This is a genomic window from Desulfobulbus elongatus DSM 2908 (assembly GCF_000621145.1).
Classification (GTDB): Bacteria; Desulfobacterota; Desulfobulbia; order Desulfobulbales; family Desulfobulbaceae; genus Desulfobulbus; species Desulfobulbus elongatus.
Map to the genome: position 1 here is coordinate 22,009 of NZ_JHZB01000025.1, position 13,248 is coordinate 35,256.

At 66.7% G+C, this 13,248-nt stretch carries 7 protein-coding genes; 4 read left to right on the top strand and 3 right to left on the bottom strand.

All coding sequences use genetic code 11. From position 1 onward, the window contains the following. Window positions 1-129 precede the first annotated feature (129 nt). From cobT to Q362_RS0112525, 3 genes are all read left to right on the top strand, one after another. A complete protein-coding gene (gene cobT, locus Q362_RS0112515) occupies window positions 130-1,194 on the top strand; it encodes a nicotinate-nucleotide--dimethylbenzimidazole phosphoribosyltransferase (protein ID WP_028318971.1) in 1,065 nt (354 codons plus the stop codon). Window positions 1,195-1,386: 192 nt separating this feature from the next. Continuing rightward, window positions 1,387-2,607 carry an MFS transporter gene (locus Q362_RS0112520; protein ID WP_028318972.1) on the top strand — a complete coding sequence of 407 codons (1,221 nt, stop codon included), beginning with the start codon at window positions 1,387-1,389 and terminating at the stop codon, window positions 2,605-2,607. A gap of 116 nt (window positions 2,608-2,723) precedes the next feature. Then, window positions 2,724-5,555, top strand: a complete 2,832-nt coding sequence (locus Q362_RS0112525) for an FAD-binding and (Fe-S)-binding domain-containing protein (protein ID WP_028318973.1) — start codon at window positions 2,724-2,726, stop codon at window positions 5,553-5,555. Window positions 5,556-5,656: 101 nt separating this feature from the next. Here the strand turns inward: Q362_RS0112525 and Q362_RS20500 are convergent, their stop codons facing one another. Together Q362_RS20500 and icmF are read right to left on the bottom strand one after the other, a co-directional pair. Continuing rightward, on the bottom strand, window positions 5,657-7,855 hold the full coding sequence (locus tag Q362_RS20500; protein WP_084312666.1) for an EAL domain-containing protein: 2,199 nt from the start codon (window positions 7,853-7,855) through the stop codon (window positions 5,657-5,659). A gap of 131 nt (window positions 7,856-7,986) precedes the next feature. Next, a complete protein-coding gene (gene icmF, locus Q362_RS0112535; RefSeq protein ID WP_028318974.1) occupies window positions 7,987-11,247 on the bottom strand; it encodes a fused isobutyryl-CoA mutase/GTPase IcmF in 3,261 nt (1,086 codons plus the stop codon). 344 nt (window positions 11,248-11,591) lie between these two features. Between icmF and Q362_RS0112540 the strand changes: the two genes are divergently transcribed. Next, a complete protein-coding gene (locus Q362_RS0112540; protein ID WP_084312668.1) occupies window positions 11,592-12,656 on the top strand; it encodes an MBL fold metallo-hydrolase in 1,065 nt (354 codons plus the stop codon). A 19-nt stretch (window positions 12,657-12,675) separates the two neighbouring features. On the opposite strand, the gene Q362_RS20505 is transcribed toward Q362_RS0112540, so the two are convergent. Further along, window positions 12,676-13,203, bottom strand: coding sequence for an HD domain-containing protein (locus Q362_RS20505; RefSeq protein WP_051554253.1), 528 nt, complete (start codon window positions 13,201-13,203; stop codon window positions 12,676-12,678). Between the last annotated feature and the right edge of the window lie 45 nt (window positions 13,204-13,248).

Consider the following 13,248-nt stretch of genomic DNA (forward strand, 5'->3'; position numbering starts at 1 on the left):
TTCGAGGAACACGATGGCAAAGGGTTCTGGCAGGGCGACGACCGCCCTGGGGAACCCTTTTTTTTGCGTCCCGGCCAGCGTCCCGGCGCCGGCCCGGCCCGACATCACGCGTGTACGAGAGAGGAAACCATGCAGAGACTGACCACCGCGATAAAGACCATCCGGCCGCTGGACGCGGCCATGCACCGGGCCGCCACGGAGCGCCTGGCCGACCAGGCCCGGCCCAGGGGGAGCCTCGGCGTCCTGGAGCCGGTGGCGGCCCGGCTGGCGGCGATCGCCGGCACCCTCGATGTGCGGCTGCGCGCGAAGGTCATCGTCACCTGCGCCGGCGATCACGGGGTGGTGGCCGAGGGGGTCAGCCTCTTTCCCCAGGAGGTGACCGTCCAGATGGTCCACAATTTTATCGACGGCGGCGCCTCGATCAGCGTGCTCGCCGCCTATGCCGGGGCCGGGGTCCGGGTGGCCGATCTGGGGGTCAACCATGATTTCGAACCGGACCTGCCCATTTTTCATAAAAAGGTCGGCAGGGGAACTGCCAATTTCGCCAAGCAGCCGGCCATGAGCCGGCAGGAGGCAATCCGCTCGGTGGAGGCGGGCATCGAGATCGTCGACGAACTGGTGGCGGCGGGTCCGGTCGACCTGCTCGGCACCGGCGACATGGGCATCGGCAACACCACCGCCTCCTCGGCGATCATCGCCGCCTTTTCGGGCCTGGAGGTCAGCCGGCTCACCGGCCGGGGCACCGGCATCGACGACCTCATGCTGGCACGCAAGATCCGGGTGATCGAACGCGCCCTGGCGCTCCACATGCCCGATCCCGACGATCCTCTCGACGTGCTGGCCAAGGTGGGCGGCTATGAAATCGGCGGTCTGGCCGGCCTGGTGATCGGTGCCGCGGCCCACGGCATCCCGGTGGTCTGCGACGGCCTGATCGCCACGGTGGGCGCCCTGATCGCCTGCGAACTGGCGCCGGCGGCCAAGGCCTATCTCTTCGCCGGCCACCATTCGGTGGAAATCGGGCACCGGTTCATGCTGGAGCGGATCGGGGTCGCGCCGCTGCTCGATCTCCAGTTCCGGCTGGGCGAGGGCACCGGCGCGGCCATGGCCATGCATCTCTTGGATGCGGCCACCCGCATTCTGGCCGATATCAGGACCTTTGCCGAGGTCGGCATCGGCAACGCCCAGAAAAAATAGACGAATGAACCGGGCAAACGGCTCTTCGGCCGGATGGCCGGTACGGGTCCGCACCCGCCCGGCGCCGGCTTCTTTGCCGTGGAATTGTGCATGCCGCCGGCGCGCGGACGTGGTAGAGAGGGGAGGGACGTGCGGGCCGGCCATGGGGCTTTTCCGACGACGGCCCCAAACGCATCAAGGACAGACCCGACCATGACGCAGCCCGCAGCAACCGGCACCAACGCCGCCGCCCGTCCGGAGCGCATCGCGCTCAAGGTCCTGGTGGCGATCAGCATCTCCCATTTCCTCAACGACCTGATCCAGTCGCTGATTCCGGCGATCTATCCCCTGCTCAAGACCGGCTTCGATCTCAGTTTCACCCAGATCGGGCTGATCACCCTGACCTTCCAGATGTCCGCCTCCCTGTTGCAGCCCCTGGTCGGCCTGTACACGGACCGCCATCCCTTGCCCTATTCCCTGCCCTGGGGCATGGGCTGCACCCTCGTCGGGCTGATCGCCCTGGCGTACGCCCCCAACTACGGCCTGCTGCTGTTGGCCGTGGCCCTGGTCGGCACCGGTTCGGCGGTGCTGCATCCGGAATCCTCGCGGGTGGCCCGCATGGCCTCGGCCGGGCACTACGGCCTGGCCCAGTCGATTTTCCAGGTCGGCGGCAACGGCGGCACCTCGGCCGGACCGCTGCTCGCCGCCCTGATCGTCATCCCCTACGGGCGCCTGAGCCTGGCCTGGTTTTCCCTGGTCGCCCTCCTGGCCATGATCATCCTCTGGCGGGTCGGCGGCTGGTACGCCCGCAACCACCGGCAGGGACGGCGGCTCAAGGTGGCCGCACCGGCCGGCGACGACACGAACCGGTCCTCGGCGGTCTGGCCGGTGGTGGTGCTGCTGGTGCTGATGTTCTCCAAATTCTTTTACACCACCAGCCTGCACAGCTATTTCACCTTCTACCTGATGCACAAGTTCCAGGTCTCGGTGCAGACGGCGCAGCTCCATCTGTTCGTCTTCCTCTTCGGCGTGGCCGCAGGCACCATGCTCGGCGGGCCGATCGGCGACCGCATCGGCCGCAAGCAGGTGATCTGGTGGTCGATCTTCGGCGCGGCCCCCTTCGCCCTGATCCTGCCGTACGCCTCCCTGTTCTGGACCGGGCCGCTCACCTTTGTCATCGGCCTGCTGATGGCCTCGGCCTTTCCGGCCATGGTAGTCTATGCCCAGGAACTGTTCCCCGGCAAGGTGGGCATGATTTCCGGCCTCTTTTTCGGTCTGGCCTTCGGTTTGGCCGGGATCGGCGCGGCGCTGGTGGGCCGCCTGGCCGACGTCCACGGTATCGAGGCGGTCTACCGGTTCTGCGCCTGGCTGCCCCTGCTGGGCCTGGCGGCGGTGCTGCTGCCCGACCTGCGGCGGCGGCCGTCCGGAGACTGAACGGGCCACTCGGTATTCCTTCGGAAAAACGGCCTTTTCTTTCCCGTGGCATTCTCTCCGGGAATACCGTATCCTACGGCATCATTCCCCTGCAACCCGAGACCAGGAGGTATGCCATGCTGACCGGAAAATACCGCGACTTTTTCCGCCGGATCAAGACCACCATCCCCGCCGACCGGCTGGTCATCGACCCGTTGCGCACCATCGCCTACGGCACCGACGCCAGCTTCTACCGGCTGATCCCCAAGATCGTCATCGACGTGGAGAATGAAACCGAGGTGCGCCGCATCCTGCGGGAGGCGGGCAGGCTGGAATTGCCGGTCACCTTCCGCGCCGCCGGCACCAGCCTGTCGGGCCAGGCCATCACCGATTCCATCCTGGTGCGCCTGGGCCGGGGCTGGAACGACTACCGGGTGCTCGACCAGGCCCGCAAGATCCGCGTGCAACCGGGGATGATCGGCAGCCACGCCAATCGCATCCTGGCCGAGTTCGACCGCAAGATCGGGCCGGACCCGGCCTCCATCGACAGCGCCAAGATCGGCGGCATCCTCGCCAACAACGCCAGCGGCATGTGCTGCGGGGTGGAGCAGAACAGCTACCGCACCCTGGATTCGATGCGCCTTATCCTCATGGACGGCACCGTGGTCGATACCGGCGACGACAAGAGCCGGGCCGCCTTCCGCCGCAGTCACGGCCACATCCTCGACGGCTTGGCGGATCTGCGCGCCCGGGTGCTGGCCGACGCCGAACTGGCCGAGCGCATCCGCTACAAGTTCAGGATCAAGAACACCACCGGCTACAGCCTGAATGCCCTGGTCGATTTCGACGATCCCTTCGACATCATGCAGCATCTGCTGATCGGCTCGGAGGGCACGCTCGGCTTCATCGCCGAGGCGGTCTACCGCACGGTGATCGAGCACCGCCACAAGGCCAGCGCCCTCATGTATTTCCCGGATATCCGCACCGCCTGCGAGGCGGTGATCGCACTCACGCGGCAGCCGGTGGCCGCCGCCGAGCTGATGGACCGGGCCAGCCTGGCCTCGGTGACCGGCCAGCCGGGCATGCCCGAGTTCCTTGCGGAACTGGCGCCGGCGGTGACCGCCCTGCTGGTGGAGACCAGGGCCGAGACCGCCGAGGCGCTCGCCGCCCAGATCGACGGCATCAAGACGGCGCTGGCCGGCACCCAGACCGTGCGGCCCATCGAGTTCACCGCCGTCCCGGCGGAATTTTCGCAACTGTGGAAGATCCGCAAGGGGCTCTTTCCGGCGGTGGGCGCAGTCCGCCGCACCGGTACCACGGTGATTATCGAGGACGTGGCCTTTCCCATCGAGCACCTGGCCGACGCCACCCTCGACCTCCAGGAACTGCTGCTGCGCTATCGCTACACCGAGGCGATCATCTTCGGTCACGCCCTGGCCGGCAACCTCCATTTCGTCTTCACCCAGGATTTTTCGACCCAGGACGAGGTGGTGCGCTACCGCGATTTCATGGCCGACGTGGTCCGGCTGGTGCTCGACACATACAAGGGCTCGCTCAAGGCCGAGCATGGCACCGGCCGCAACATGGCCCCCTTTGTCGAAAAGGAGTGGGGTGAGGCGGCCTTTGCCCTGATGCGGGCGATCAAGCACCTGTTCGATCCGGGCAACCTGCTCAATCCGGGGGTGATCCTCAACAGCGACCTGGAGGCCCATATCAAGAACCTCAAACCGCTACCGCCGACCCACGAACTGGTGGACAAGTGCATCGAATGCGGTTTCTGCGAACCGATCTGCCCGTCCAAGGACCTGACCTTCACTCCTCGGCAGCGGATCGCCGGCCGGCGCGAGATCAGCCGGCGGCTGAGCGGCGGTTCGGGCGAGGCGCCGGTGCGCCGGCTGGTGCGCTCCTACCGCTATCAGGGGATGGACACCTGCGCCGCCGACGGCCTCTGCTCGACCCTGTGCCCGGTGGGCATCGACACCGGCAAGATGATCAAGGCCCTGCGCGAGGAGGCCCACGGTTCGCTGGCGAACGCCGTCGCCACCTGGACGGCGGACCATTTCGGCGGCGTGGCCCGGACCGCGGCCGGGGCGCTCAACACTGTCGACCGGCTGCACCGGCTGGCGGGAACGCCCGCGATGGAGACGGTGACCGCGGCGGCGCACCGGGGAACGGCGGGCCTGGTGCCGCAATGGAACCGGGCCATGCCCACCGGCGCGCCCAAGGTGGCGGCCGAAGTCCCGGCGGCCGCGGACCCGCTGGCCGTGGTCTATTTCCCCAGCTGCGCCAGTCGGGCCATGGGCGGGCCGGCCCGCGAGGAAACCGACCGGCGCGGCCTGCCCCAGCAGACCCTGTCGGTGCTGGCCAAGGCCAACTGCGCCGTGATCCTGCCCGAGAACCTCGACGCCCTCTGCTGCGGCCAGGCTTTCGAGAGCAAGGGCTTCCGGCTCCAGGCCGACCGCAAGGCGGACGAGTTGAGCGATGCCCTGCTCAGGGCCTCGCGGGACGGCGCCATCCCCGTGCTCTGCGACACCAGCCCCTGCCTGATGCGGATGCGCGCCACCCTGGACAAGCGGCTGCGCCTCTTCGAGCCGGTGGCATTCGTCCTCGAGTTCCTCAAGGACCGGCTCCGCTTCACCCGCAAGGAGGCCAGAATCGCCCTGCACGCCACCTGCAGCGCCCGCAAGATGGGGTTGGACGCCAAGCTGAGGGAACTGGCCCTGCTGTGCGCCACCGAGGTGGTGGTGCCGGAGGACATCTTCTGCTGCGGCTTTGCCGGCGACCGGGGATTGAATTTCCCGGAGCTGAACGAATCCGCCCTCCATGGCCTGGCCGATCAGGTCTACGGCTGCGAAGCCGGCTATTCCACCAGCAAGACCTGCGAGATCGGCCTCGCCCTCCACGGCCGCATTCCCTACCGGTCGATCTTCGCCCTGGTGGACGAGGTCACCGCGCCGCTCGGCCCCTAAGGGCGAAGCGATCCGCGTTGCGGCTCACCCCGCGGCCGCCGGTGGGAAGACGGTTCGGGACCGAGGTCCCCGGCCCGTCAGCGGCCGCGTGCGGTTCGATGTCAGGCGTGGTGCGTTGCTGCGCCAACGGAGGGGGAGGCGGGAGAGCCCTGGCCGCCATTGTGTCGGCGGATATAGTGGAGGCAGTCCTCGCCGGAGACGGGCCGGCAGAATACGTAGCCTTGGAACATGTGGCAGCCCATGTGGAGAAAATGTTCCAGTTGTTCCTGGTTCTCGATACCTTCGACCACGGTGTTGAACCCGAGCGTCCGGTTGAGTTTGACGATTGAGCGCACAATGGGATCGTTGACCTCCCGGTCCACGACAAGGGTCAGGGAACGGTCGATTTTGACCGTGTCCACGGGGAATTCGCGCAGGTAACGGAGCGAAGTGTGGCCCATGCCGAAATCGTCGATGGCCACACGCACCCCGCTTAAGCGCAACCGGCGGAGCATGGCCAGGGCGGCGGCATCGGGTTCGAGCATGGTCGACTCGGTGATTTCCAGTTCCAGCAGCTGCGGCGGCATCCCTACCTCCTGGAGAATTGCCGTGACATCGAGATCGAAACCGGGTTCGAGGATCTGCCGCGGCGTCACATTGACCGATATGACCACATCCTCGGCGACCAGCCCCCTCCAGGCGATGCGCTGGACGCACGCTTCCCGGAGGATGAAACGGCCGAGCCAGCCGATGCCGGCGGTATCTTCGGCCAGGGCGATGATGAGTGGCGGCGGGATGAAACCGAAGACCGGATGCCGCCAGCGCAGCAGGGCCTCGACGCCGCACACCCGATTGTTGGCCGCGTCGATCTGCGGCTGGTAGACAAGGAACAGTTGATCGTCGCGGTACAGCGCCACTTCGAGATCCTTGGCCAGCAACTTGGCGATGCGGCCGGATTCGCCCGGCTGATCGAGGCATTTGCGGCCATTCGGTCCGACCGCGTGGCTTTCGGCGGCGTGCGCCAACACACCCAGCACGCGCTTGCCCCGTTCCCACCGCAGGCGGTCACAGATCCGGACAAAAGGAAAATAGAGCGCCGTGCCGATGGCGAGGTTGACGAGTTGCATGCAGGCGCCGGCGAGCGATCCGGTGGCGATGTAGCCGCTGAGCAGGGCCGGGGTGGTCCAACTGGTGGTTGCGATTGTCCGGGGCAGCAGGTCGAGCACCGTGGCCAGGTAGGCGGTCGCGGTCTGGATGAGCGGGACGAGGAGAAAAGGGAACAGATAGACGGGGTTGAGGACGAGCGGAATGCCGAACAGCAGCGGTTCGTTGACGTTGAACAGGGCGGGAAGCAGGGCGAACAGGCACAGCTTGCGATTGCCGTCGTTCCTGCCGCGGATGAGGATCGCCAGGATGAGGCAGAGCGTGCAGCCCGACCCGCCCATGCGGGTGAAGGCGTCGAAAAAGGCCTTGGTGAAGATGTGGACCGGCGGGGTCCCCGCCGCCAGGGCGGCGGCGTTGGCCGCGCCGGCCGGCATCAGGATATTCTCTTCGACCGAAAAGAGGATGTTGGGGCCGTGCACGCCGAAAAACCAGGAGAGCTGGGAGAGGCCGGTATAGACGAGCCCCATGCCGGGATGATCCCAGCTTTCCCTGAACGGGGCGGCGAGCAGACTCCGCACCTGGTCGTACAGGTCCGCACCGCCGGCGGACGAGATCAGGAGACGGATCAGGGCGAAGACGAGAATGGTGACCATGCCGGCGGGCAGGACGGTGAGCACGTCGCTGACCACCGGGTCGTGCCCCACCGCTCCGAGGGAGAGCCGCAGGGTGGCAACCCGGCAGAGCCGCAGATAGAGCAGGGTGGCCGAGGTCGCCACGGCCAGCGCCGTCACCAGGCCCCGGTCCATGGAAAAAAACGTCGGCCAGGAGTTGGTCTCGGCGGGCGCACAGACGATGAAGAAACACGACAGCGCCACGATGGTGGTCATGACCGGGCTGACCATGATCAGGGGGTTGCGCTGGTTCGCCAGCAGGGTCATGCTGCTGCTGAAGGCGCAGAGGACGGCCAGCGAGGCGATGCCGAAGGAACCGGCGATGAGATTGTCGCAAATCAGCCTCCAGCCCGGCCCGAACGACTGATCCAGGCCGCCCTGGAGGGGGAAGTCCCTGAGCAGCAGCGCCAGGGCACCGATCATGACCAAGGGCAGGCTCAGGGCGAGGCTCCGCTGCACGGCAAGGAAAAACGGCCGATTTCCCAACCGTTCCGCAGCCTCGAGGAAGTTGAACCTATGCTTGGGGTTCGGGGAAGTCTCATTCATATCGCGAAATTATACACGGAAGACGGACGAGGTACCAGTGTTTCCTTGAGGCGATCGGCACCCGGAGGTCGGGCGCCGGCTCGTTTGAAATCCGCCGCCCGACCCGCCCGGGCAATGCCGTTTGCCTGCCGTCACATCGAACGCCGGTACTGGCCGCCCACCTCGTAGAGGGCTTCGGTGATCTGGCCGAGCGAGCAGACCCGCACCGCGTCGATCAGTTCGGCAAAAACGTTGCCGTTGTCGATCACCGTGCGCTTGAGCTTCTCCAGCATGGGGCCGGCAGCCTCGCGGTTGCGGGCCTGAAAATCGCGCAGCCGCCTGATCTGCGACTGCTTTTCCTCCTCGGTGGAACGGGCCAGCTCAATGTCGACCGGCACCTCGCCCCCGGGGTTGCGGAAGGTGTTGACCCCGATGATCGGGTAGGAGCCGTCGTGCTTCTTGTGCTCGTAGTAGAGCGATTCCTCCTGGATTCTGCTCCGCTGGTAGCCGGTTTCCATGGCGCCGAGCACGCCGCCGCGCGAGGCCAGGGCCTCGAATTCCTTCAGCACCGCCTCCTCGACCAGGTCGGTCAGTTCCTCGATGACAAAGGCGCCCTGATTCGGGTTTTCGTTCATGGCCAGGCCCCACTCGCGGTTGATGATCAACTGGATGGCCATGGCCCGCCGCACCGATTCCTCGGTGGGGGTGGTGATGGCCTCGTCGTAGGCGTTGGTGTGCAGGCTGTTGCAGTTGTCGTAGATGGCGATCAACGCCTGGAGAGTGGTACGGATGTCGTTGAAGGCCATCTCCTGGGCGTGCAGGGTGCGGCCCGAGGTCTGGATGTGGTATTTGAGTTTCTGCGAGCGTTCGTTACCGCCGTACTTGTGCTTCATGGCCACGGCCCAGATGCGGCGGGCCACCCGGCCGATCACCGCGTATTCGGGCTCCATGCCGTTGGAGAAGAAGAAACTCAGGTTGGGCGCGAAATCGTCGATGCGCATGCCGCGCGCCAGATAGGCCTCGACGTAGGTGAAGCCGTTGGCCAGGGTGAAGGCCAACTGCGAGATCGGGTTGGCGCCGGCCTCGGCGATGTGGTAGCCGGAGATCGACACCGAGTAGAAGTTGCGCACGTTTTCCCGCACGAAATATTCCTGGATGTCGCCCATCATCTTGAGGGCGAACTCGGTGGAGAAGATGCAGGTGTTCTGGCCCTGGTCCTCCTTGAGGATGTCGGCCTGGACCGTGCCGCGCACCGTGGAGAAGACGCGGGCGCGGATGGCCTCCCGCTCCGCGTCGTCGGGCTGGCGGCCGTTGTCGGCCGCGAACCGGTCGATCTGCTGGTCGAGGGCGGTGTTGAAGAAGCAGGCCAGGATGATCGGCGCCGGGCCGTTGATGGTCATGGACACCGAGGTGGAGGGCGCGCAGAGGTCGAAGCCGTCGTAGAGCACCTTCATGTCGTCCAGGGTGGCGATGGACACGCCCGAATTGCCGATCTTGCCGTAGATGTCCGGCCGTTCGTCCGGATCGCAGCCGTAGAGGGTGGCCGAGTCGAAGGCGGTGGAGAGGCGGATGGCCGGCATGCCCTCGCTGACCTGCTTGAAGCGGCGGTTGGTGCGGAAGGCGTCGCCCTCGCCGGCGAACATCCGGGTCGGGTCCTCGTTTTCCCGCTTGAAGGGAAAGACACCGGCGGTGAACGGAAACAGGCCGGGAACATTCTCCCGCATCAGGAAACGGAGGATCTCGCCTTGATCCGTATATCTGGGCAGATAGACCTTGCGGATGGTGGAGCCGGAGAGCGAGGTGCGGGTCAGCCCGGTGCGGATCTCCCTGCCGCGAACGGCGACCACGTGTTCGTCCCCGGCATACTGCCGCACCAGTTCCGGCCAGGTGTCGAGCAGGTGTTTCGTGCCGGCGTCGAGTTCGCCGTCCTTGGCGTCGAGCAGCACATCGAAACTGGCCACCGGCTTGCCGCAGAGCGCGAACAGATCCTTGGCCGTGGCCAGGGCCTGGCGTTCGCGCACCTTGTTCGCCTCGGCGGCGGCATGGGCGTGGTAGCCGCGCACGCAGTCGGCGATCTCGGCCAGGTAGCGGGTCCGCTCCGGTGGCACGATCGCCCGGTCGCCCGCGGTTGTCGGCACGGTGGCCCGGGGCAGCCGGCCCGGTTCGAGGGCGAGCCCCGATGCGCTCAGGGTGGGCAGCATGGCCTGGTAGAGGGCGGTGACGCCTTCGTCGTTGAAACGGGCGGCGATGGTGGGAAAGACCGGCATCCGTTCCGGCGGCGTGCCGAAGGCCTCGTGGTTGCGCTGGTACTGCTTGCGCACGTCGCGCAGGGCGTCCTCGGCGCCGCTGCGGTCGAATTTGTTGATGGCCACGAAGTGGGCGAAATCGAGCATGTCGATCTTCTCCAGTTGCGAGGCGGCGCCGAATTCCGGGGTCATGACGTAGAGCGAGACATCGACGTGCGGCACGATGGCGGCGTTGCCCTGGCCGATGCCCGAGGTTTCGACGATGATCAGGTCGAAGCCGGTGAGTTTGCAGGCGGCGATCACCTCGGGCAGGGCCGCGGAGAGTTCCGAGCCGGTCTCTCGGGTGGCCAGCGAGCGCATGTAGATGTTGGCGTGTTCGATGGCGTTCATGCGGATGCGGTCGCCCAGGAGCGCTCCGCCGGTGCGCTTGCGCGAGGGATCGATGCTGATGATCGCCAGTTTGAGACGGTCGTTCTGGTCGAGGCGGAAGCGGCGGACCAGTTCGTCGGTGAGCGAGGACTTGCCGGCGCCGCCGGTGCCGGTGATGCCGAGCACCGGGGTCGTGCGGCCGGCCGCGCCTTCCCGGATCGCCCGGCCGAGCGGCGCCGGCGCCTCGCCGTTTTCGAGCACGGTGATGAGCCGGGCCAGCATCCGCCGGTCGCCGCCGGCAAGCCGGCCGAGCAGTTCGCTTTCGTTGGCGGGTAGCGGCGGCAGGTCGACATCGGCCATCCCGACCACCTCGTTGATCATCCCCTGCAAACCCAGCCGCTGGCCATCCTCGGGAGTGTAGATGCGGCTGACGCCGTAGTCGTGCAGCTCGCGCACCTCGTCCGCCACGATGACGCCACCGCCGCCGCCGAACACCTTGATGTTGTCGCCGCCGCCCGCCTTGAGCAGGTCGACCATGTATTTGAAGAATTCGACATGGCCGCCCTGATAGGAGGTCACCGCGATGCCGTGCGCATCCTCCTGGAGGGCGGCGGTGACGATTTCCCGCACCGAACGGTTGTGGCCGAGGTGAATGACTTCCACCCCGGTGGCCTGAAGGATGCGACGCATGATGTTGATGGTGGCGTCATGGCCGTCGAACAGCGAGGCGGCGGTGACGAAGCGGACCTTGCGGCTGGATTGGCAGTGCGTTTGCTGACCGGCAGGGGGGTGGGGCATGGCGGATCTCCTTGCAAGGGTTGAGGGGATGCCGGCGGGCGGCACCCGCCGACAGATCGACCAGACTTCAGGGAGAACACAAAAGGGTGCGGTGAGAGTACGATACCCTTTGAAAATACGCAAAATAAATCTGCCCGTCGGGGCGGCACGACCATGGTGCGCGGGGCCGAGCGCGGTTCTTCATGGGCGATCCGGAGACTGCCCTGGCAGTGCGGCATGACGCGACCGGCGGGTAAAGATGCCGCCGGGAAATTGTTTTTCCGCCGGGACCGCTTATTGTACCTACACCCTCAACCCGCGCCGGCGGCAACGACCCGGTGCGAAAACCTCCACGGTCATGCACCATGCGGTATCCGATCCTCTCTTTTTCCCTCCTTATGCTGATGCTCCTTTCCTGTTCCCCACGGTCGTACGACGGCCCGGTTTCCGACCATTTCGACGGCGAGCGGTTTTTCAATCCCGGCACGCCGGCCAACAAGGGCTTCTTCCGGGTGCTCAAGTGGTACGCCACCCGCGAGCGTCAGCCCTGGCCCGCCTTCAGCGAATTGCCCTCCACCGACAAGCCGCCGCAACGGGTGGAGGGCAATGGGTTGCGCATCGGTTTCGTCGGCCATGTCACCCTGCTCATCCAGACCCAGGGGCTCAACATCCTCACCGATCCGGTCTGGTCAGACCGCGCCAGCCCGTTCACCTGGATCGGCCCCAGGCGGGTCCATCCGCCGGGCATTCGTTTCGACGACCTGCCGCCCATCGACGTGGTGCTGATCAGCCACAACCACTACGACCACCTCGATCTGGCCACCATCGAACGACTGTGGCGGCGTGACCGGCCCCGGTTCATCATGCCCCTGGGCAACGATGCGCTTATCCGCGACCGTATTCCCGATGCCCGCATCGAGGCCCGCGACTGGGGCGAACAGGTGGTGGTCGCGCCGGAGATGACGGTGCATCTGGAACCGATGCACCACTGGTCGGCCCGCAGCCCCTGGGACCGCAACCGGGCCCTGTGGGCGGCCTTCGTGCTGGCCACGCCTGGCGGCCAGATCTATTTCGTCGGCGACACCGGCTACGGCGGCGGCGACAATTTTCGCGCCGCCGCGGCCAAGTACGGCCCGTTCCGCCTGGCCATCCTGCCCATCGGTTCCTACGACCCCCGCTGGTTCATGGCCGACAACCACATGAATCCCGAGGAGGCGGTCCGGGCCTGGAACGATCTGGGACAACCACCCATGCTGCCCACCCATTACGGCATGTTCCAGTTGGCCGATACCGGCTACGAAGTGCCGTTGCGCGACCTGGAGACCGCCATGCGGGCCGCGGCCGTCCCCGAGGGTCGTATCCGGCCGCTCAGGGCGGGCGAGCACTGGCAGGTGGAGGAGCGGGGTGGGGCGATCCGGCCGGAGAGGTGAAGTGACGGCGGGTCCCGGTTCAGGGCGCGGGTGCGGGCAGTGATTGCAAAGCCCGGCCGAGGAGGTTGTCCGGGACGGTGCCGGCGCGGCTGCGCTCGCTCGCCCAGGCGATGAGCTGCGGGTTCCTGGCGGCCTCGGTGCAGAGGAAGGCCGGGTCCACGGTTGCGCCGATGCGGGCCAGATCGAGCCGGTCGGCATCGAAACAGGTCCGCACCGTGGGGTCGTCGTGGGTGCGGGCGGCGGTGTGCAGGCGGCAGGCGGTGAGCAGGAGGCGGAGCGGCTGTTCGTCCAGGCGCAGGAGACCGTCGCGATGATAGCGCTCGGCGAGCAGGGTGCCCCGGGGGCCGTGGTCGTGGTCGGCCTGGTCGGTGAGCCTGCGGCTGTCGTGAAACAGGGCGAACAGTTCGACGACCTGGCGGTCGGCACCGGTTTCGGCAGCCAGCCGCAGCCCATTTTCATACACCCTGGCCCAGTGGGAGAGGCCGTGCCGTCCGCGGGGATCGATCGCCATCTGACCGATGATCGCCGTAACGAGTTCGCTGGTCATGGTTGTGATCCTGCAAGGTGATGGGGACAGGCGAAGAGGCGCGTC

What these genes read in the sequence shown, in the direction of transcription:
- cobT (WP_028318971.1), top strand. Translation starts at nt 130, where the DNA reads ATGCAGAGACTGACCACCGCGATAAAGACCATCCGGCCGCTGGACGCG.
- Q362_RS0112520 (WP_028318972.1), top strand. Translation starts at nt 1,387, where the DNA reads ATGACGCAGCCCGCAGCAACCGGCACCAACGCCGCCGCCCGTCCGGAG.
- Q362_RS0112525 (WP_028318973.1), top strand. Translation starts at nt 2,724, where the DNA reads ATGCTGACCGGAAAATACCGCGACTTTTTCCGCCGGATCAAGACCACC.
- Q362_RS20500 (WP_084312666.1), bottom strand. Translation starts at nt 7,855, where the DNA reads ATGAATGAGACTTCCCCGAACCCCAAGCATAGGTTCAACTTCCTCGAG.
- icmF (WP_028318974.1), bottom strand. Translation starts at nt 11,247, where the DNA reads ATGCCCCACCCCCCTGCCGGTCAGCAAACGCACTGCCAATCCAGCCGC.
- Q362_RS0112540 (WP_084312668.1), top strand. Translation starts at nt 11,592, where the DNA reads ATGCGGTATCCGATCCTCTCTTTTTCCCTCCTTATGCTGATGCTCCTT.
- Q362_RS20505 (WP_051554253.1), bottom strand. Translation starts at nt 13,203, where the DNA reads ATGACCAGCGAACTCGTTACGGCGATCATCGGTCAGATGGCGATCGAT.